The organism is Streptomyces sp. NPDC046909, assembly GCF_040644695.1.
Taxonomy (GTDB): domain Bacteria; phylum Actinomycetota; class Actinomycetes; order Streptomycetales; family Streptomycetaceae; genus Streptomyces.
Map to the genome: position 1 here is coordinate 156,317 of NZ_JBEYXC010000018.1, position 18,595 is coordinate 174,911.

Annotated in this window: 17 protein-coding genes and 1 pseudogene; 11 read left to right on the forward strand and 7 right to left on the reverse strand. The window is 71.3% G+C overall.

The window, feature by feature from the left end:
• Positions 1 to 271: 271 nt before the first annotated feature.
• Positions 272 to 988 (reverse strand): CBS domain-containing protein, encoded by a 717-nt coding sequence (locus ABZ928_RS42690; RefSeq protein WP_361531665.1) that lies wholly within the window; start codon positions 986 to 988, stop codon positions 272 to 274.
• A gap of 50 nt (positions 989 to 1,038) precedes the next feature.
• The gene (locus tag ABZ928_RS42695; RefSeq protein ID WP_361531668.1) at positions 1,039 to 1,506 is read right to left on the reverse strand and encodes a cyclic nucleotide-binding domain-containing protein; all 468 of its coding nucleotides are present in this window, start codon (positions 1,504 to 1,506) and stop codon (positions 1,039 to 1,041) included.
• Positions 1,507 to 1,979: 473 nt separating this feature from the next.
• Between ABZ928_RS42695 and ABZ928_RS42700 the strand changes: the two genes are divergently transcribed.
• The 4 genes from ABZ928_RS42700 (at position 1,980) to ABZ928_RS42715 (ending at position 5,280) form a co-directional block, all read left to right on the forward strand.
• Positions 1,980 to 3,083, forward strand: a complete 1,104-nt coding sequence (locus tag ABZ928_RS42700) for a universal stress protein (protein ID WP_361531671.1) — start codon at positions 1,980 to 1,982, stop codon at positions 3,081 to 3,083.
• 703 nt (positions 3,084 to 3,786) lie between these two features.
• A complete protein-coding gene (locus ABZ928_RS42705) occupies positions 3,787 to 4,044 on the forward strand; it encodes a hypothetical protein (RefSeq protein WP_361531674.1) in 258 nt (85 codons plus the stop codon).
• 193 nt (positions 4,045 to 4,237) lie between these two features.
• On the forward strand, positions 4,238 to 4,903 hold the full coding sequence (locus ABZ928_RS42710; protein ID WP_361531677.1) for a DUF4389 domain-containing protein: 666 nt from the start codon (positions 4,238 to 4,240) through the stop codon (positions 4,901 to 4,903).
• Positions 4,900 to 5,280: a hypothetical protein gene (locus tag ABZ928_RS42715; RefSeq protein ID WP_361531680.1), complete on the forward strand. Its 381-nt coding sequence runs from the start codon at positions 4,900 to 4,902 to the stop codon at positions 5,278 to 5,280. Before ABZ928_RS42710 ends, ABZ928_RS42715 begins: the two co-directional genes overlap by 4 nt.
• Before the next feature lie 74 nt (positions 5,281 to 5,354).
• On the opposite strand, the gene ABZ928_RS42720 is transcribed toward ABZ928_RS42715, so the two are convergent.
• Positions 5,355 to 6,362 (reverse strand): nitroreductase family protein, encoded by a 1,008-nt coding sequence (locus ABZ928_RS42720; protein WP_361531683.1) that lies wholly within the window; start codon positions 6,360 to 6,362, stop codon positions 5,355 to 5,357.
• Between the two features lie 289 nt (positions 6,363 to 6,651).
• Between ABZ928_RS42720 and ABZ928_RS42725 the strand changes: the two genes are divergently transcribed.
• Positions 6,652 to 7,236 carry a hypothetical protein gene (locus tag ABZ928_RS42725; RefSeq protein WP_361531686.1) on the forward strand — a complete coding sequence of 195 codons (585 nt, stop codon included), beginning with the start codon at positions 6,652 to 6,654 and terminating at the stop codon, positions 7,234 to 7,236.
• A 75-nt stretch (positions 7,237 to 7,311) separates the two neighbouring features.
• Here the strand turns inward: ABZ928_RS42725 and ABZ928_RS42730 are convergent, their stop codons facing one another.
• The 3 genes and pseudogenes from ABZ928_RS42730 to ABZ928_RS42740 all read right to left on the reverse strand — a co-directional run.
• Positions 7,312 to 8,325: a Gmad2 immunoglobulin-like domain-containing protein gene (locus ABZ928_RS42730; protein ID WP_361531689.1), complete on the reverse strand. Its 1,014-nt coding sequence runs from the start codon at positions 8,323 to 8,325 to the stop codon at positions 7,312 to 7,314.
• A 124-nt stretch (positions 8,326 to 8,449) separates the two neighbouring features.
• Positions 8,450 to 9,625, reverse strand: a complete 1,176-nt coding sequence (locus ABZ928_RS42735) for an acyltransferase (RefSeq protein ID WP_361531936.1) — start codon at positions 9,623 to 9,625, stop codon at positions 8,450 to 8,452.
• A pseudogene (locus ABZ928_RS42740) lies at positions 9,614 to 11,638 on the reverse strand (bifunctional polysaccharide deacetylase/glycosyltransferase family 2 protein); the annotation flags it as partial. The gene ABZ928_RS42735 and the pseudogene ABZ928_RS42740, both read right to left, overlap by 12 nt.
• Positions 11,639 to 11,887: 249 nt before the next feature.
• On the opposite strand from ABZ928_RS42740, the gene ABZ928_RS42745 reads away from it, so the two are divergent.
• The 5 genes from ABZ928_RS42745 (at position 11,888) to ABZ928_RS42765 (ending at position 14,975) form a co-directional block, all read left to right on the forward strand.
• Positions 11,888 to 12,277: a hypothetical protein gene (locus ABZ928_RS42745; RefSeq protein WP_361531692.1), complete on the forward strand. Its 390-nt coding sequence runs from the start codon at positions 11,888 to 11,890 to the stop codon at positions 12,275 to 12,277.
• Between the two features lie 553 nt (positions 12,278 to 12,830).
• Positions 12,831 to 13,814, forward strand: a complete 984-nt coding sequence (locus tag ABZ928_RS42750) for a hypothetical protein (protein WP_361531695.1) — start codon at positions 12,831 to 12,833, stop codon at positions 13,812 to 13,814.
• 129 nt (positions 13,815 to 13,943) lie between these two features.
• Entirely contained in the window at positions 13,944 to 14,105 is a 162-nt protein-coding gene (locus ABZ928_RS42755; protein ID WP_361531698.1) for a hypothetical protein, read from the forward strand.
• Positions 14,106 to 14,115: 10 nt separating this feature from the next.
• The gene (locus ABZ928_RS42760; RefSeq protein WP_361531701.1) at positions 14,116 to 14,454 is read left to right on the forward strand and encodes a metalloregulator ArsR/SmtB family transcription factor; all 339 of its coding nucleotides are present in this window, start codon (positions 14,116 to 14,118) and stop codon (positions 14,452 to 14,454) included.
• A complete protein-coding gene (locus ABZ928_RS42765) occupies positions 14,451 to 14,975 on the forward strand; it encodes a hypothetical protein (RefSeq protein WP_361531704.1) in 525 nt (174 codons plus the stop codon). Before ABZ928_RS42760 ends, ABZ928_RS42765 begins: the two co-directional genes overlap by 4 nt.
• Here the strand turns inward: ABZ928_RS42765 and ABZ928_RS42770 are convergent.
• Positions 14,972 to 15,763 (reverse strand): STAS domain-containing protein, encoded by a 792-nt coding sequence (locus ABZ928_RS42770; protein ID WP_361531707.1) that lies wholly within the window; start codon positions 15,761 to 15,763, stop codon positions 14,972 to 14,974. The genes ABZ928_RS42765 and ABZ928_RS42770 overlap by 4 nt on opposite strands.
• A 157-nt stretch (positions 15,764 to 15,920) precedes the next feature.
• Here ABZ928_RS42770 and ABZ928_RS42775 point away from each other — a divergent pair, with 157 nt between their 5' ends.
• Positions 15,921 to 18,290 carry an NB-ARC domain-containing protein gene (locus tag ABZ928_RS42775; protein ID WP_361531710.1) on the forward strand — a complete coding sequence of 790 codons (2,370 nt, stop codon included), beginning with the start codon at positions 15,921 to 15,923 and terminating at the stop codon, positions 18,288 to 18,290.
• The last annotated feature ends 305 nt before the right edge of the window (positions 18,291 to 18,595 follow it).

An 18,595-nucleotide genomic window follows, 5' to 3' on the forward strand; every position in this document is an offset into this window, starting at 1 on the left:
CCTGTCAGCTGATCACCCTTCACCTCCGCTGCGGGCCGCACCACGGTCTCTCGGCAACGGCCTCTCGGCATATGAGAGAGGCCGACCAGGTGTGCGTGCCGGGGACGTTCGGGCCCACGCGGGCTGGGCGAAGTCGGCTGGGCCGGCAACGCCCTCAAGAGGCGCGGGCCGTGTCGCTATGCGGCTCCGCCGCGCGGGCGCGACCAGTCACGACGACGCCGCGGACGATCCGTCCCCCGTCGCGGCACCTCCAGCGGTGCCAGCGGAGCGTTCAGCTCCCGACTCCCGGAGGCTGTGGCGTGGCTTCGCCGTCCAGAAGGTCCGGGTCGAGGTTCGGACGACGGTTCGGTCCCATGAGCCGGCAGTCCACATCCACCACTCCCTCGACCGCCCGCACCAGACGCGCGGCGACAGGCACGAGAGCGGTGTCCCGGATACGGCCGGTGAGGGTGACGACCCCGTCGCGCACGTCCACACGGACGGGCTGGATCGGAGTGGGGAAGAGGTAGGCGACGACCTCGCGGCGGATCTCCTCGGCCATGTCCTCGTCATCCCGCAGGAAGACCTTGAGCAGGTCCGAGCGGCTGACGATGCCCTTCAGCACGCCTTCGGCGTCGACGACGGGCAGTCGCTTGACCTTGCAATGGGCCATGCGGCGTGCGGCCTGGGCGAGGGTGACGTCGGCGCGGACGGTGACGGCCGGGGCGGTCATCAGTTCCGCTGCGCTCACGGCTCCCGCCTTGGCCAGGTCGGACAGACGGCGCAACTGGGTGTACCTGTCGGGGTCGCTGTCGCGGAACTCCTCCTTGGGCAGCAGATCGGCCTCCGAGACCACGCCGACGACTCGGCTCTTGCCGTCCAGCACGGGCAGGGCGCTGACCCTCCACTTCTGCATGGTCTTCACGATGTCCTTGAACGTCGCCGCGCGGCCGAGGGCGACGACCTTGTGCGTCATCACATCGCTCACGATGTGCGGGGTGCCGTGCACGGTGACCTCCGGTGGTACTCAGGCTCGGATCGTGAACGGGGCGAGAGGGTTCACCCCGGCATTCCGCTGCCGTAGGGGGCGTAGAGGTCGAGCAGACGGGTGCGGGTCGCGCGCAGTCGGTGGGCCATCACGCGGCCGACCCAGTGTGCGACCGCGCTTCCCATCGCGCGATCGGCCCGGCACATCGTCCGTACGGCCTCGGCGTCGAACTCGAACGCGCGCACCGGGCTCACCGTCGCCGCGCCCAACTGCCACACATGGGGCGGGAACAGCCAGGACCAGCCGACCAGTTCACCGAAGCCCAGTGTCTCGATCACAGCCGCGCGGCGCCCGGGCACCCTCATGTCGAGGGCGACCGTGCCGGACTGGATGATCCAGAAGCGATCGGCCCGTCCGCCTTCGTTGAAGAGGCGGATGCCCTGCGGGAAAGTCACCTCGCGCGCGATGGCCATGAGCTTGCCTCGGTATTCGGCGGGAAGCGTCCTGGCCATGCGGGGCGTCATGGCGGTGGTCGTCATGGCTGCGCCTCCTCACACGTCGGTGGAACACGTCGGCAGACACGGCACTCGTGCCGCCGCGCGACACTTTCAGCGTCAGGCGTACGCCCCTCCAGGACATGGGCCGAGTGGCCCTGTTCCGGATGCCAGTGGGCTCTCGTTGACCCGTCCCGTTTCCTCTCCAGTCCCCAGACCGTCCCGAGTACGGTGATCTCGGGGTGGCGGCGGGCCATCGGATCGCTTCCGCAAGCAGTGACCCGTCCGGCGCGCGACCGAGCTGCCGAGTCACCTACCGGGTATCCGTGCGGCCACCGGGCGCGCCGGCGATCGGCCTGCCGCAGAGGTCGAACGGCCCTTCCGAGGCCTGGCTGCACGAGCAGACTGGGTGGGGAGCGGACTTGCCATGCCTGTCCCGAACGGAGCGCAGGGGCCATACCGTGTGCCGGACCGGGCGGTCCCGCGCAGACAGCGCCGAGACGAGTACGGAGCGGACGATGGAGACACACATACGTGCCCCGATCGTGGTCGGTCTCGATCTCGGCCCGTCCCAGCGCCCGGTCCTCGCCTGGGGTGCCGACGAGGCCAACAGCCGCCGTGCACCCCTCCAGCTGCTCTACGCCCAAGGAAGGGCGGGCAGCCGGAACTCGCCGCCCCGGCGCCCCTCTCGAAGGGGGCGGCCCCACGACGAACACGCCCTCGCGGAGTACGCCCTGCGCGAGGCAGTCGCCTTCGTCCGGGATCGCCACCCGCGCCTGGAGGTCTCCACGCTGCTCGCCGCGGACGATCCTGTGCCGCTCCTGCGGAGACAGGCACGCATGGCCGCGGCCGTAGTGCTCGGCTCACACCGGCTGAGCACGCGAGCGGAACTGTTCGCCTCGGCTTCCGTCGCGCTGCCGGTCCTTGCGCACGCCGGTTGCCCGGTGGTGATCGTGCGCGATCCCGAGCACGTCGTCGAACGGCCACCGCACTTCGTCGTGGGTGTGGACGTCGGCTGGGACGGACGCCGCCACTCCGTGGCCGCCGTGGACCACGCCTTCGAGGAAGCCGCTCTGCACCGCGCGGTGCTGCGCGTGCTCTACGTGTGGCATCCGCCGGTCCTCGGCGTCCTGGACGAGCACGCGGCCTTGCGGGAGTGTCGCAGGCTCCTGGCGGACATGGTGGAGGGCCGCCGGGCGGCCTACCCGGATGTGGAGGTGCACCACGAAGTGCTCCGCGGCCGGCCGGCGCGAGTCCTGGCCGAGGAGTCCGCGCACGCGCTCGGTCTCATCGTGGGTGTCCACGGCAACGGTGGCAGCACGGGCATGCTGCTCGGTTCGGTCGTCCACGGCGTGCTACACCACGCTCGGTGCCCGGTTGTGGCGGTTCCCCGGGGCCGTGAGCATCACCCTCTGTATGGCCGCACGCGCGTCAGCCGGATACCTCGCCGGTCACGGGGCGCCGTCGGACGGTGCGCCCGCCTCCTCACGTACGTGGCCCGTGGTTGGCAGGGGATGGCCCGTGGCGGCTTCCGGTCGTGCGTCCGGCATGGCGGACATGCGTGCCGGGGCCTGGGAACGTGCTGGGGGCGTCGGCGGTCGGACGCGGCCCGGCCGGGTTGACGGCGAAGCGGACACGGCTGTCGACCGAGGGCTGCCTGGTCCGATGGAAGGGACGGTGGGCCCGCTGCGTGTGCTGCACGCCTCGACACAGCGGCAGTTGATACCCGAGGGCCTGAGGTCGGGGTCCACGGAGCACATTCAGAAGAACGCCCAGCGGCGAACAAAGGTCTTGGAGGTGATGCCCGGCTTCGCGGTGGCCCGGCCGTCACCCGGGAGCCGGCGGACTCATCGGATCCGCGAACGTAACCGGCCATGCGGTACCGGTGAAGAGGCCGAGCGGCCCTACCGAACGTATACGTGTGACACACAATGAAAGTGGTGCGGCGGTGGTTCCCAGAACACCCCGCGCCGGGAACGCCCCGGTGAGTCGGTGCACCGGGGTGGCGTTCGTGGTGCGCGGGAGTACGCGAACGCGTGCCGCGCGGAGGACCGAACCGTGCGGCACTTCCTTGAGCAGCACCGCCTCCCTGACACCACTCATGGCTCACAGGCCGGCTGCGCACCTCGCGGTCCGAGGGCGGTGTACGCCGCGAGGGCGTCCCGGAGCGCCCCGGTCGAAGGACCGGGCAACCGGCCGATCGGTGAAGGGGACGAACGGCCCTGGAAGCAACCCGGTTCGGCCCTGGGGCAGTGGGCCGCTCGTGCGCAGGCTGGGAGATGTACCGCCTTCAGCGGGCAGACTCACCACTCCTGGGGCTGCGCCATGGTGACCGTTGCCGTTCTGCTCCAACTACTCATTCTCGCGGGCGCGTTGTACGACACGGCCCGTCTGCTGAAGCCCGCCGAAGGCCGCCGTCCACAGCGAGTCCGGCTCCGGCGACGCCGCACCACGCTGGAGACTGCCGAACGGCGGCTCGTGGCACAGCGGTTGTACGGCCGGATCGACGCGGCCACCTACCGGGCGAGCATGCATGCCCTCGCCGCCGGGCGGCGCGCACCGCGCCCGCGACGGCACGCGTGACGACCGCCGGGCGGCATCCGACCGATACGGCTCCTGCACCCCGCCCGCGGCCGCACCGCATCGAGAAACTGCCCGGGACCGATGGCCCGGCGCCCGCCCCCGGTCGGCCCTCGCGGCTGCGTCGGTCCGGTGTGCACGCTGGTGACGGGCCCTGCCCGAGGTGCGGTGGCCCTCGGTGAAGGAGCTGATCGTCATGACGACCCTTGCAGGATTCCCGGACCGTCCGGTCCGGGTCGACGCGGTCCTCGACGCACCACTGTCGCGATGGCTGTGGCTGGTGAAGTGGATCCTGGTGATTCCGCACTACGTGGTGCTGTTCTTCCTCTGGATCGGATTCGCCGCGGTGAGCGTGATCGCGTTCTTCGCCATCCTGTTCACCGGGCGCTATCCGCGAGCGCTGTTCGACTTCAACGTGGGTGTGCTGCGCTGGAGCTGGCGGGTTGCCTACTACTCGTACGGCGCCCTGGGCACCGACCGCTACCCGCCGTTCAGCCTGGGCGCGGAACCGGACTATCCGGCCCGGCTGGACATCGCCTACCCCGAGCATCTCTCCCGTGGCCTGGTGCTGGTGAAGTGGTGGCTGCTGGCCATCCCGCACTACATCGTCGTCGGCTTCTTCCTCGGCGGCTGGCACCTCGGCTGGTGGGACGGCGGACTCGTCGCCGTGCTGACGGTCATCGCCGGCGTGATCCTGGCCTTCACCGAGAAGTACCCGAAGAGTCTGTTCGACCTGATCCTGGGCCTGAATCGGTGGGTGCTGCGGGTCGCCGCCTACGTCGCCCTCATGACGGACGCGTATCCGCCGTTCCGGCTGGACATGGGCGGCTCGGAACCGGCCGGTCCGGAGGAGCGGCCGTGACCACCGCCCTGGTGGCCGTCTTCCTGATCCTGCACGGGCTGCTGCACCTCTGCGTCTGGACGGCGTCGGTACCGGCCGACGGGTCGGCCCCGTTCGACCCGGGACACTCTTGGGCACTCGAAGCGGCCCATGTCTCCGCGGCACCCGCCCGGGCCGCGGCGCTGGTGCTCGCCTGGTACACCGCCGTCGTGTATGTCGTCGCCGGTGTTGGGGCGATCGGGGGCAGCGGCTGGTGGTCCGGCGCGGCGATCGTGGCGGCTTCGAGCGGGCTCGCCCTCAAGGCGATCTGGTTCCATCCGTGGCTCACCGTCGGCGTGCTGCTCGACGTGGGCGTCATCGTCGCCGTGGCCTCCGCCTGGCCTGCGTCGCTTTACTGACTACTGACCGGACGTCCGGTCTGTCGGCTGCACGCGAACACCGGTGCGCCACGGGCAGCAAGTCCTCGGCGTGCTCAGCCGTCCCGCCGCTCCTCCGCCTCGTCGAACAGCCCATGCGGGGCGTGTCGTGGCGTGACAGGGCCCTCCGGACCGTATCCGAGGCGGATCAGCATCTGAGCGTGCCCGTGGTGGCCCGGCGCCGAGCTCAGCGACTCGCGCAGATCCGTCCACTCCAACGGCTGGTGCAGCAGGGACGCGCGCAGGCCGTGGACCGTGGCGACCAGAAGGACGTGTTCGAGGGCCTGCCCCGCCCGCAGCCAGTCGGTGCGGCGGTCGTGCTCGGTGGTCAGCAGCGCGATGACCGGGTCGGTCTCGAACGGCTGGGACAGAAGTCGCTCGGTGTGCCGTTGCGCGGTGAAGTCCCGCATGGGCAGGCGTTCATGGGAGTCCTGTGGGCCGAGGGCCGCTTGCGGCAGCCCGAGGTCGGTGGGCTCGTCCCAGTCCCGGTGTATCCAGCGGCGGCTCTCGGCACCGCGGTCCGGATCGGCCCGGTTGCGGTGTTCGGCCTCGGCGGTCAGTCGGAGCAGGTGGTCCCTCTCGTCAGCCGCCGGGAAGATGAGAAGGGCTCCCTCCCTGCTCGCGGCCTCGGCGAGTTCCGTACGCACCTGTGGGGGCACCGACCTTCCGGAGAACGGGAGCCGACTGCTGTGCCTGTGCGGGATCGCCTCGTACAGGTCGTCTCGATGCCCCGTTGCCGCCCGGGAGGCGGCTCCCGTCAGACGGACCGTGGCGAGCAGTCGCGGATCGTTCGGAACGGGCAGCAGACGGGTGACGGGGCACCAGCCGAAGTGGGCGACCGCGACACGGAGGTTGAGGACCGCCGCGCCCACCGAGAGGTGCAAGGCACGGCCTGTGGGATCAGCGTGGCGCAGTCCTCGCTCAGGGGCCGCGCGGACCTGGAGTGTGACGGTTTCGGGGTCCAGGCGGTAGCGCCACGGCTGGGTGTTGAAGATGGAGGGTGCCGCGACCGCGGCCGCGATGCAGGCTTCCAGGGTCGAGGCGTCAAGGGCCGCGGATGGCATGGCGTCCTCCTCGCGGGTCCGAGGTGTGCAGAACGGTGTCCTCCTTCAAGGGTGAGAGCACCCGGGCCTCGTCGGGAGGGGCCGGTGGTCCCTCCCCGGGGTCCGCACGGGTCCGACCTGCTCGGCTCGTCGTCCCGCCAACCTCGGAACAGGGCTGAACGGCCCATCACCTCCCCCGAGTGGGCACCGAAGGGCCCTGCGGTGCGGTCTGGTCGGCCCCTGCCGCGGCCCACCCACGGGTGCGATCTTCTGACTATCGCGACGTGGTACGAGGAGGAGGTGCGGTCCGATGCACAGGGGAAGGCGTACGAGGCAGTGGCTCTGGCAGTGGCGGAGCAACCCGTTGCGACGGCGCGAGGACCTCGTCGAGGCATGGATCGTGCTGGCCGTGTGGACCGTCGTCGTGCTGGGCGGCACGCTCGTCGGCCTGGTCACGGCCCGGGCCGCGGACGAGTCGTTCGCAAGGCTGCGCTCGGAACGGCACGCCGTCCCGGCGGTGCTCATCGAGAGCACCGTACGGGCCGTGGCGTCGACGGAAGGTGTACAGGACAACCTGGTCCGGGCGAAGGTCCGCTGGACGACATCGGACGGTTCCCCACACACCGGCCGGGCCCTGGTGGACTCCGGACGCAAGGCCGGATCGACGGTGACGGTCTGGTTCGACGACGAAGGACAGCTCGTCAACCCGCCGCCGACCGCCGCCCACGCATCCGCCCAGGCAGGCCTTCTGGGGCTGTCGGCCGCGTTCGCCCTCAGTGGTCTGGTGTACGGCGCCGGCCGCGCGGCTCGGTGGCGGCTCGACCGCCGACGCGTCGACGAGTGGGGCAGCGAGTGGGACCGGGTCGAACCGCAGTGGCGACGCAAGACCATGTGAACCGGACCGACTGGACCGACCGGACGACTCCGCCGCGAAGTCTGCGTCCGCTTCCTGTGTATCAGCCACTCGGCGTCACCGATTGACCGTCAGTGGAACCGTGTCCTCGATCACCGCGTGGCCGTCCTCCAGGGAGTTCCAGTACGCGGTGAGCGTGCCGGCGCCCGAGCGGCTCGCCTTGTAGGGGATCGTCACGTCGAACGTGCCGCGGGTGCCGGAGCCCGAGGTCGCGGTGACGTAGACGTCGGCGGCGGTGCGACCGGCCGCGTCGGTGATCTTCAGCTTGAACGTCGCCTCGAACGTGTTGGCGCTGCCCCACACCCGGACCGGGGTGCGGACGCTGTCGCCGATCAGCGGCGACTCGACGAGGATCTGCGGTGCCAGGTCCTCGAAGTCGGCGCGGCCGACGGGGTGGTTGAGGACGATGCCCTCGCCGCCGAAGGACGTCACCGGCTTGCCGTCCAGCTCGAACCGCACCTTCTCGATCGACGGGAACCGGGTCGCGGTGAAGACGACCTGCGCGAGCCGGGCCTGCATCGACAGGCTTCCGCCGCCGTCGTCGTAGCGCCCGGACAGGTCGATCGTCGCCACATGATCGTGGACCGCGATCGAGTGGAGTGCCGTGCCCGACGGAATGGCCGTGCTGCGGCCGTGGCCGCGTTCGTAACGGCTGGGCCCGGCCAACAGGGCGCGCAGCGCACCGGCCGCGGTGGTGGGTGCGGTCACGGTGCGCGGGGCGGGCGAGACCTTCTCCCCGTGCAGGAAGTACACCGCTGTACGCACCTGTTGCCGTCCGCCACCGGGAGGCGTCGGCGTTGCCGGCGTGCCCGGGGTGTTCGGCGTCCCAGGGGTGGTGGGCCCGGTGGTGCCGCCCTGTCCAGGGGTGCTGCTCCCGTTCCCGGTCGTGCCGCCCGTGGTGCCCCCGGTGCTCGGCGCGCTCGGCCGGTCGCTGCCGGGGGACGTGCCCGAAGTGCCGGTGTCGCTTCCGCATGCGGTCGCCATGGACGACGCCAGTACGGCGGCCGTGGCGAGGACCAGCGGACGGCGCATCCGGTGGGACGTATGCCTGGTGGAGTTCTGGGTGTTCATGGCAGTCTCCTCCGACACTGCCAGCCAACGCCTCTGGCGGGTGCGCTCCAAGTGCCGTACGGGCCCCGGACGGTGGGCCGTCCGGCACCGGTTCACGGGCCGATCAGCCGTATGTGACGTGGTGTCAGACCCGAGGGTGCGGTTGCAGTCGTGGCCACAGGCGCGAAGGTCGCTTGGCAGCCCAGTCCTCCGTCCATCCGATCAGCAGGACGGCCAGGGCTATGAGCGGCCAGGCGACGAGGAACAGGAAGCAGTTCTCCCCCAGCGGCAGCGTCCTCTCCAGCATCGGCACCCGCCACATCTGGTCGATCAGCAGCACGCCGAGGACGAGGGCGACCTCGTGCCACAGATAGACCGTCACCGCACGCGCGTTGAACAGCACCACGGTGGCGTGCACCGGCCGGAAGCGGGTCACCCAGGCGTCCGTGCGCGGACCGAAGCGCAGCAGCAGGAACACGAAGCCGAACGACCACAGGGCCTGCGCGAGCGGGATGGCGCCGAGATCGTAGCCCTCCTCCGTCTGGTGGGTGACGGCGAACCAGCCGCCCACCAGCATGACCGCCACGGCGACCGCCTCCACCCGGACCGCGCGCAGGCGGCGCACCAGACCGTCGCGGTGGGCGAAGCCCAGCAGCCAGCAGGCCCCGAAGGTCACCAGGTCGGTGAGGGGTTCCTCGACGCGTACGGGCAGGGGCAGCGTGCCCGTCTGCGCCACCGCCGCCAGCGCCAGGAACCCCGCAACGCTCACCCATGGCAGGCGACGGAACAGTCGTAGTAGCAGGGGCGAGAGCATCACGAACAGCAGATAGGCGCGGATGTACCAGAGCGGTGCGACGATCTGCTGGGCCCAAGCACTGTCGGCGGCGGGCGGGTCGCTGAGGGGCACGATCCAGAACACCATCCGCGCCCATCCGGCCGCCCGTCCTCCGCCACGTTCCGGAACCCAGCCCTTCACCAGCATCGCCACGACGACACACGCGCCGAACAGCCATACGGGCGGCAGCAGTCGGCGCATCCGGGCCCGCACCACGGCCGTGGCCGTCCGGTCATGTCGGTCGAGGGAGCGGGCCATCAGGGATCCGGCCAGCGCGAACATCACGCCCATGGCCGGGAACGCCAGGGTGAGCCAGGCCCAGTTGAAGGTGTGGTAGGTCACCACGCGGATCAGGGCCAGGGTGCGGAGGAAGTCCAGATAGAGGTCTCGGCCGCGCTTCCGGGGCGCCTGGCGCGGGAGTTGGACGGTGGGAGCGTCAGCGGTGGCGAGTGTCGGCGGTGGCTGTGCGGCGCCCGGCAGCCCCACCCGGCCGGTCCGCCGGAGCTTGTGCCAGCGCAGCCTGGCGCCGGTGACGGCCGTGACGCAGGACTGCAGCAGTACGAGATAGAGAAGCTGCCGGTAGACGATCTGTTGCAGTGGCAGCGCCCACAGCACCCGCAGCCGCTCGCCGTCCAGCCGCAACGCGTATGCCGCGCACAGGAGTTGTACGCCGAGCAGGGCGCCCCAGGCCGACGCCGTGCGCACCGGGTCCTGGAAGAGCAGTCCGTACAGCAGGAACAGGTCGATCAGCGGGGCCAGCAGGGGCGTGAGGACCGTGAACAGCACCACCAGGGCCAGACCGTACCGGCCGAAGTGGCCCGCGTGGCCGCGCTCGACGACCGCGTGGCGATGCTTCCACATCGCCTGCAGCGTGCCGTAGCTCCACCGGTAGCGCTGCCGCCACAGCTGGCCGATGCTGCCGGGCGCCTCGGTCCAGCCGCGGGCCCGCTCCTCGTAGACGACGTCCCAGCCGCCCCGGTGCAGCGCCATGGTGATGTCGGTGTCCTCGGCCAGCGTGTCGTCGCTCATGCCGCCGGCGTTCCGCAGGGCGGTACGGCGGAAGGCCCCGACCGCGCCCGGCACCGTGGGGATGCAGTGCAGACGGTCGTACATACGCCGGTCGAGGTTGAGGCCCATCACGTATTCGAGGTGCTGCCAGACACCGAGCAGACGGCCGCGGTTGCCGACCTTGGTGTTGCCCGCCACCGCCCCGACGACGGGACGGGCGAAGGGCTGCACCAGCCGGTGGACGGTGTCTGGCTCGAAGACGGTGTCCCCGTCCATCATCACGATCAGCTCGTGGGACGCGTACGCCACCCCGGTGTTGAGGGCGGCCGCCTTGCCCTGGTTGGGCTGCTCGACGACCTTGACCCCGCGAAGGCCGAGGGAGCGGACGAGGTCGGCGGTGCCGTCGGTGGAGCCGTCGTCGACCACCACGACCTCGACCGGGTGTGTGCTCTTGGCCACGGACAGCACGGTGTTCGCGATGCATGCGCGTTCGTTGTAGGCGGGGATCACCACGCTGACCGGTTCGGTGACCTCATGCCCCCAGGAGAAGCCCGGGTCACCGCGCACGCGGGCGTGGCGGCGGGCGAGCGCCAGCATCACGGCGAAGCGAGCGAGCACCAGAGCGCCGACCACCGCCAACAGCGCGGCCAGGACAGGGACGAGCCGGTCGGCGACCGTGACCGCGCCGACGAAGACCCGGCCGCTCCACAATTCCGTTCCGTGGACCGGGTGTTGGGCACTGCCAGCCCCCAGCGCCCCGGTGACCGTGGCGAAGCGGTAACCCCGGCTCTTGAGCTCGGGGATGATCCGGTCCAGGGCGCGCACGGTCTGTGACCGGTCACCGCCGGAGTCGTGCAGCAGCACCACGGCGCCCTGTCCGGTCAGCGGCCGGGTGACGCGGTCGACGATGGCGTCGGCTCCCGGGCGCCGCCAGTCCTCGCTGTCCACGTCGACGAAGGCGGCGATGTACCCCTTCTCGCCCAGCCGCTGGACGACCGGCCAGGACAGGTTGTCCAGGTCGGCGGCCTCGGAGGAGTACGGCGGCCGGAACAGCGTGCTGTGGATGCCGGCCGCGCCCGCCAACGCCAGCTGGGTCTGGGCCAGTTCACGTTCCAGCCGCGCCTCGGACTGGTACACGAGATCGGGATGGGTGAAGGTGTGTACGCCGACCTCCTGGCCGGACCTCACCAACTCCCGTACCAGTCCGGGCTCGCGGGCCGCCGCCGCGCCGGTCACGAAGAAGGTGCCGTCCACTCCGTGCCGGTCGAGCACCTCCAGGACGCGGGGCGTCCACATCGGGTCGGGGCCGTCGTCGAAGGTCAGGGCGACGACATGGTCCGGGACGCGGTAGCTGCGGACCCGGGATCCGGTGGCGTCCACCACGGGGCCGCCGCGCAGCACCGCGTCCGGAACCCGGTCGGTGGCGACCGGCGGGTGCACGCGGTGATCGGCGCCGAAGTCACTGTGCACATAGCCGTGCAGAAGCAGCATCCCGACGAGGACGATCAGGGTCAGCAGCAGGACGAAGACGTGGGGGCGGGACACGGCACCGCGCCGCCGCGCCGCCGGGATGACAAGCGGGACGGTGGGTCGGGGGCGCCGTTCCGGAGACGGGGAGCACGGGGAGGACGGGGACATCATTGCGCCCCCGCCGGGCTCTCGGACGGGGTGCCGGCTGTCGCGGGCGCCGCCGCTTCGGACGTCGCAGGAGCGCCTGTATCAGGCGCACCGGTGGTCCCGGTGGCGCCGGTGGAAGGCGGCTGGGTCGACGGGGTGCCGGACTCCACCGGGCTCGTGCTCGGCGAACCGGTCGGTTCGGAACCGCTGTCGGACGGCGACGGCGTGCTGCCGGGGCTGCTCGAACTGCTCCCGGTCGGCGCACTGGGCGATCCACCGTCGCCGGGCGACGAGGCCGTTCCCGATGTGGACGGCGTCGGCACCGGCAGGCCCGGCACGTCCGTCGGCGAGCCGGACGGCACACCCGGTGACACGGAACTGCCCGGCAGATCAGGCTTGACGGTCGGACGCACGGTACCCGGTTCACTCGACGGCACTCCCGGGACGGGCAGTAGCGTCCTCGGCGCGAACGGTGTCGCGCCCATGAAACTGAGGAACAGCACGATCGTATAGGCGACGCACAACGCCCCCGCCGCGTAGGCGAGTCGGCGTACGGCGCGGGCGCGGCGTCCCGTGGAATCGACGAAGACGGGGCCCGCCGCATCCGCATCCGCGGAGGCACGTGCGAGATCCGGACGGACCAAGGGCACCGTGCCGGTGTCCGGCCCGGCCCGCGCGGCGCGCCGCCCACGCAGCCGTCTGTCCCTCCCCCGGAGCATGTCCGTCCCCCCTCGCCCTCCGGCCCCACTCCCTTCAGGTTCCGGCCACAGGGCACGGTCGCACAGAGGCCGGACGGGCCCGCCTCGCAAGGCCGTTGGACCCGCCCGTGAGGCGGTCGAGCCGCGCAGCAGCGGCACGGATCACCGCTCCGGGGCGGGCCTCGGCACGGCCCGGGCCGACCGCCCCGTCCCTCAAGGCCGTCGCCACCGGTCACACATCAGCCGTGCCCCTGATGGCCCTCGGCAGGGGACGTCCGGCCTCTGCTCAGGCCTGCGACACGGACCGACTGTTGAGGCACACGCCGGCAACGCAGACAAGCCGACGACGGTGAACGGCGGTACATGCCATGTACGCAACGCACACCCGTGTCGACCACGCGGCCACCTTCCTGGTCCGAGCGGCCGTATCCGCGCCTTCGTTGTTCAACACCCAGCCCTGGCTGTTCACCGGCGGGGAATCGGGACTCGACCTGTACGCGGATCCCACGCGCCGTCTCCCGCTCGCCGACCCGTCCGGACGGGAGCTGGTCATCAGCTGCGGTGCGGCGCTGTTCAACGTGCGGCTCGCGATGCGGCATCTGGGCTTCATGCCCGTCGTGCGCGACTTCCCCGACCCGTGGAACCTCGCCCATCTCGCGCACGTCGGCTGGGGTTCGTACATCCCGCCGAGCAGCGACGAGGAACTGATGTACGGCGCCGTACGGCAGCGGCGTACACACCGGGGGCCGTTCCAGGCCTCCCGGCTACCGCAGCAGTTGGTCGACGAGCTGCGTGAACACGCCAGGGCCGAGGGAGCGGAGCTGTACACCGTCGAATCCCGGCACGAGCGGAGCCGCCTCTCGGACCTGGTGCGCACGGCGGAGCGGGTGTGCCGGGCCGATCCCGGGCACGTCGCCGAGCTGACCTCCTGGACACGGGCGTCCCACAGCGGCCGCGCGGACGGCGTCCCTCTGAGCGTCAGCGCCTACCACCCGGACAGCACCGCCCTCCCGGATCGCGACTTCCTCGGCATCACCCGCACCATGCCGTCTCCGCCGACGGTGTGGCCCGCACGGACCGGACTGATCGCCGTGATCACCACGCAGAACGACTCGCGCCAGGACTGGCTGCGCGCCGGACAGGCCCTCCAACGCGTCCTGCTGTACGCCACCGCTCATCAAGTCTCGGCCGCCTTCCACACCCAGCCCCTGGAACTGCCGCGCCTGCGCACAGAGGTGCGCGCGACCATCGCGTCCGGAGAGTTCCCCCAGATGATCCTGCGTCTCGGCAACGCCCCGCGGGCCCTCCCGACTCCCCGGCGGTCGGCCACTTCCGTACTGTCGGCTGGCTGAAGGTCAGCGCCGGACATACCGGGCCGGTCCCATGGCCGGCGGGTTTCGGGGGGACTCTCGTCGCTAGCCTTGAGGAGTTCTTCAATTCACTAGTTGCCTTGCCGGTCAGGTCACAGAAGGAGGTCCACCGTGGGCGGGTTCACCGAGGCCGCACGGGAGCGGATCCACACGGCGCGCACCGCACTCACGACCGCCCTGGAGGCCGAGGACCCAGTTGCGACGGCCGTCGCACAGGACGAGCTCGACGACGCCCTGCGTATGGCACGCAGACACGGCATCGGCACGGAGTGAGGTGATCGGGGTGACGGTTCCGCTGTACGAGGCGAAGGCGGAGTTCTTCCGGATGCTCGGGCATCCGGTACGGATCTGTGTGCTGGAGCTGCTCCAGGACGGCCCGAAGCCGGTGCGCGAGTTGCTCGCGGAGATCGAGGTCGAGCCGTCGAACCTGTCGCAGCAGCTGGCGGTGCTGCGCCGCTCCGGGATCGTCACCGTCACCCGTACCGGATCGACGGTCATCTACGAGCTGGCCGGCGCCGACGTGGCCGAACTGCTGGCCACCGCCCGGCGGATCCTGTCCGTGCTGCTGGCGGGGCGGCAGGACCTGCTCGACGAACTGCGCCGAACGGAAGCAGCACGGTGACCGGCGACGCCCGCCGCTTCCGGATGCCATGGCACCGGGGCAGACCCGCCGCGACGATCGAGCACGTACGAGCCCCTTTGCGGCGGCACGTCACCTCGGTGCGGGTGGGGCCCGACGCGGTACACGAGGCCCGCGAGAACGTGGCCGACCACTTCCCCCCGGCCGGCGTCGCCCCGGAGTCCGCCTTCGCGGACGCGGTGCTGCCAGTGGTCAGCGAACTGGTCGTCAGCGTCGCGGACATCGAGCCGCGCCTGCCGGACCTCACCCTCGAAGGCATGGGCGCCGGACTGCGGATGGTGGCCGACCACGGCTGGCCGCCCAGGACGAGGAGTCCGGGCGCGGTCTCATCCTCGTCGACGCCATCGCCGACAGCTGGAGCGTTCACCCCCAAGATCGGGGGAAGACCACCTGGTTCACCCTTCGGCTGTGAGCTGCCTGTGGCATCATCGCCTTCGGCTTGTCCCGTCGCTCCCCCCGTGGCGGCGGGACAAGTCCCGCCCGGCGGAGCCGCGTTGCGCTAGAGCACCTGGCCCGCCGCTCGGGCCAGGCGGGTGAGGGTGCGCCGCTGCTCGCTGGTCCATGCGGCCGGCTCGTGCCGGTGGACGGAGACCACACCGATCAGCGTGCCGTCGCCGCAGGAGACGGGCAAAGAGGCCACGCTCCCGACCTTGGCGTCGTGCAGAACGTCCAGCGCCGGAGTGCCGAGGAAGATCGGTGAAGCGGGCACCTCGTCGACGAAGACCGGGCTGCGATCCTGCGCGGCCACGCCACACGCGGTGTCACGGTCGTCGACCGTCTCGAAGAAGCTGAGGAACGGCTGATGAAAGCCGCGCTGGGTCACGATGTGGAGCACTCCGGCGCCGGGTTCCAGCAGTTGGGCATTGCCCATGGGTGCGCCGGTGAGCCGCAGCGTGAGGACGAGTGCCTCACGCAGCAGGGAACAGCGGCGGCGGTATTCGTCCGGACGCAGCTGGAGTGCGGAGGATGCGATCTGAAGCGACTCCAGTCGCCCGTACGACCGCAGCATGCGCAGGACGCAGCTGTGCGCGCGGTGAACGGCCAACTCGCCTCCGTCAGAGCCGAGTCGTAAGGACCAGTCCACGAGCAGTTCTGCCGTGCCCGGCCCGCACGCGGTGACCCTGCTCAGATCGAGGGCGATGCGGCCCGACGCCCGCTGCACACGACGCAGCGCGCGAGCGAGCACGGGTAGTGAGGCGACATCAAGCTCCCCGGCCACGTGAATCGTGGTCACGTCCCCGGTGTGCGTGACGGCCATGCGTACCCGGTGCGACGGCTGGGACCAGGCCATGCGCCATCCCTGTGCTCTGTTTTCGCGGTGCCCGATTCCGACGAGCTTAGATGCCATGTGGTGGCACTGTCGTGTACCTCGTCGACTCCTCCCTCGGCGTCCTGTCGCGGTACTACCTTGAGGAGGGTATGTACGTCATTGACGGAAAGGCTCACGCGTGCCTGACCGGAGGCTTCCCATACGGGGCAATCTGCCCGTCCCGCTCTCCGTGTTCGTCGGGCGGGGAGCGGAGTGTGCCGCTGTCTCCGCGGCCCTGGCCGTGAACCGGCTGGTCACGCTCACCGGGATGGGCGGGGTCGGCAAGACCCGGCTGGCCTTGCGGGTCGCGGCCGACGTACGCTCCCGCTTCCCCGACGGGGTGTGGCTGGTGGAACTCGCCGAACTGCGCGGCGGGACCCTGCTGGTGAGCGCGGTGGCCGACGCCGTCGGGATGCGAGAACGCACGCCGCGAGCGCAGGCCGGGGTATTGGCCGAATTCCTCAACGCCAAAGACCTGTTGCTGATCCTGGACAGCTGCGACCACCTCCTCGACGACTGCGCGGCACTCGTCCGCTCACTCCTGCCGAGCGCGCCGGGCCTGCGCATCCTGCTCACCAGTCGCCAACCGCTCGGCCTCGCCGAGGAACGAACCCTGCCCGTCCCCCCGTTGCCCGTCGAACCACGGCCCGCACCACACGGCGACGAGCAGCCGGCCGACGCCGTACGTCTGTTCCTCGACCGCGCCGCGCATCTCGCGCCCGAGGCCGTGTCCGCATGCCACCACCGGCTGTCGGCCGTACAGGCCCTGTGCGCACGGCTGGAGGGAATCCCGCTGGCGATCGAACTCGCCGCCGCCCAGCTGCGCACCCTGTCCGTCGAGGAGATCGACGCGACGCTCCGGGACCGGTTCGCGCTGCTGGCCGACCACCGTCGCGGCGAACCGGTGCGCCACCAGGCACTGCGGGCCGCGATCGGCTGGAGTCATCAACTGTGCACCCCGGCCCAACGGTTGCTGTGGGCCCGGCTGTCCGTCTTCTCCGCCTCCTTCAGCGCCGACGCGGTCACCGAGGTGTGCACGGACACAAACCTGCCCCGCACGGACATCCTCGCGGCCCTCGCGGGACTCGCCGACAAGTCCCTGCTGATCCGGGAGACCGACGGCGACGGCGCGGTCCGCCACCGCATGCTGGACACCGTGCGCGAGTACGGCGCCACCTGGCTGCGGGAACTGGGCGAGGAACAGCCGTTGGCCCGGCGGCACGCCGCATTCTGCCTGCGCGAGGTCCGCCAGGCGGAGGCCGCCTGGTCCGGACCCGCCCAACTCGCCTGGCACACGCGGATATCCGCAGAGCTGCCCAACATCCGGGCCGCCGTCGACTTCCTTCTCACCCATCCCGGCCCCGAACACCATCGGATGGCCCTGGAGCTCACCTCCCGCCTGTGGTTCGAATGGATCGGCTGCGGCCGCCTGCGCGAGGGCCGCCACCATCTGGAACGCGCCCTGCGTCAGACACCGGCCGAACCGGATCACGACCGCACCCGGGCGCTGTGGGTGTGCGGCTGGATCGCCAGCGTCCAGGTCGACGCCGACGGTGCCACCCCCTACCTGGAGCAGGCCGCAGCCGACGCGGCCCGCCTGGGTGACCCGGAAGGCAGCGCCTTCAGTCTGCAGTGGCTGGGCCAGGTCGCCTTCCTGCACGGCGACTGGGACCAGGCCATCGCCCTGCTCACCCGGGCCCTCGCCCTGCACAGCCCGCAGGCCCCGCTCAACCCCGGCCCCGTCCCGGCCCGTTGCGCCCTGGGCGCCGCCTGGCTGGCCCGCGCCCGCACCCACGAGGCCCAGGCGGTCCTGGAAGAGGCCCGCGCCCTGTGCACCGCCAACGGGGAGATCTGGATGCGCTCCCACCTCGACTGGCTCCTCGCCCAGACCGACCGCGCCCGCGGCCGCTTCTCCGCCGCCATCGCCCGCATCCGTGACGCCCTGTGGATCCAGCACGCCTTCCACGACGTGATCGGCACGGCCGTCACCCTCGAAGTCCTCGCCGGACTGCGCGCCTCGCTCCTCGACGCCGAACGCGCCGCCCGCCTCCTCGGCGCCGCCCGCGCCCTGCGTGAGACCTACGCCGTGGCGGCCACCGGCGCCCCGTTCCTCGCCGCGATCCGCGCCCAGGCCACCCGCACCGCCATAGAGCAACTGGGCGCCGAGACCTACGAGTCGGCCTTCGCCGAGGGCGCCCGGATGGACATCTCCCAGGCCGTCGCCTACGCCCTGGACGCACAACTCACCCCACCGCCACCGGCCCCAATCGCCCACAGCAGGCCGCTGAGCACCACCGAGGCCCGCCTGACCCGCCTCCTCGCCCAAGGCCTGGACGACCAGGCCATCGCCGAACGCCTGGACACCACCCACCAGTCCGTCACGGAACGCATCGCGGACATCCTCGCCACACTCGGCCTCACCGACCGCACCGAGCTGTCCGCATGGGCCACCCACTACGGCCCCGGCGGCATCGGCGACGACCATCCCACCGCACCCCGGGCCACCTGACCAGCGGCTGCACAGAGCCGCGCCCAGGGCCTCAGCTCCGCCGTACGGTGGCCGAAGGGGCCTCTTCCCGGCGACTACAGATGCCCACTAGTCTGCGAACAAGGGAACGGAAGCTGCGCTACCGCCGAGTCACACAGCACCGGACCCCCATCGGCCCCCAGCCCCCGGGTCACCAGGACACCAACCGTCATCGGTTGGACGGCCGGAGGCGCGTTTCACGCCGACAACGCGACCCCGGCCCCTCGCCCTCCCCTGGTAACCGGGGCAACTCCCGCAGCCCCTGCCGTCGGAGAGGGCGAACGCGC

Excerpts from the sequence above, each read along its gene's own strand:
- ABZ928_RS42695 (WP_361531668.1), bottom strand. The coding sequence starts at position 1,506 with ATGACGACCACCGCCATGACGCCCCGCATGGCCAGGACGCTTCCCGCC.
- ABZ928_RS42700 (WP_361531671.1), top strand. The coding sequence starts at position 1,980 with ATGGAGACACACATACGTGCCCCGATCGTGGTCGGTCTCGATCTCGGC.
- ABZ928_RS42705 (WP_361531674.1), top strand. The coding sequence starts at position 3,787 with ATGGTGACCGTTGCCGTTCTGCTCCAACTACTCATTCTCGCGGGCGCG.
- ABZ928_RS42710 (WP_361531677.1), top strand. The coding sequence starts at position 4,238 with ATGACGACCCTTGCAGGATTCCCGGACCGTCCGGTCCGGGTCGACGCG.
- ABZ928_RS42720 (WP_361531683.1), bottom strand. The coding sequence starts at position 6,362 with ATGCCATCCGCGGCCCTTGACGCCTCGACCCTGGAAGCCTGCATCGCG.
- ABZ928_RS42725 (WP_361531686.1), top strand. The coding sequence starts at position 6,652 with ATGCACAGGGGAAGGCGTACGAGGCAGTGGCTCTGGCAGTGGCGGAGC.
- ABZ928_RS42730 (WP_361531689.1), bottom strand. The coding sequence starts at position 8,325 with ATGAACACCCAGAACTCCACCAGGCATACGTCCCACCGGATGCGCCGT.
- ABZ928_RS42750 (WP_361531695.1), top strand. The coding sequence starts at position 12,831 with ATGTACGCAACGCACACCCGTGTCGACCACGCGGCCACCTTCCTGGTC.
- ABZ928_RS42770 (WP_361531707.1), bottom strand. The coding sequence starts at position 15,763 with ATGGCCTGGTCCCAGCCGTCGCACCGGGTACGCATGGCCGTCACGCAC.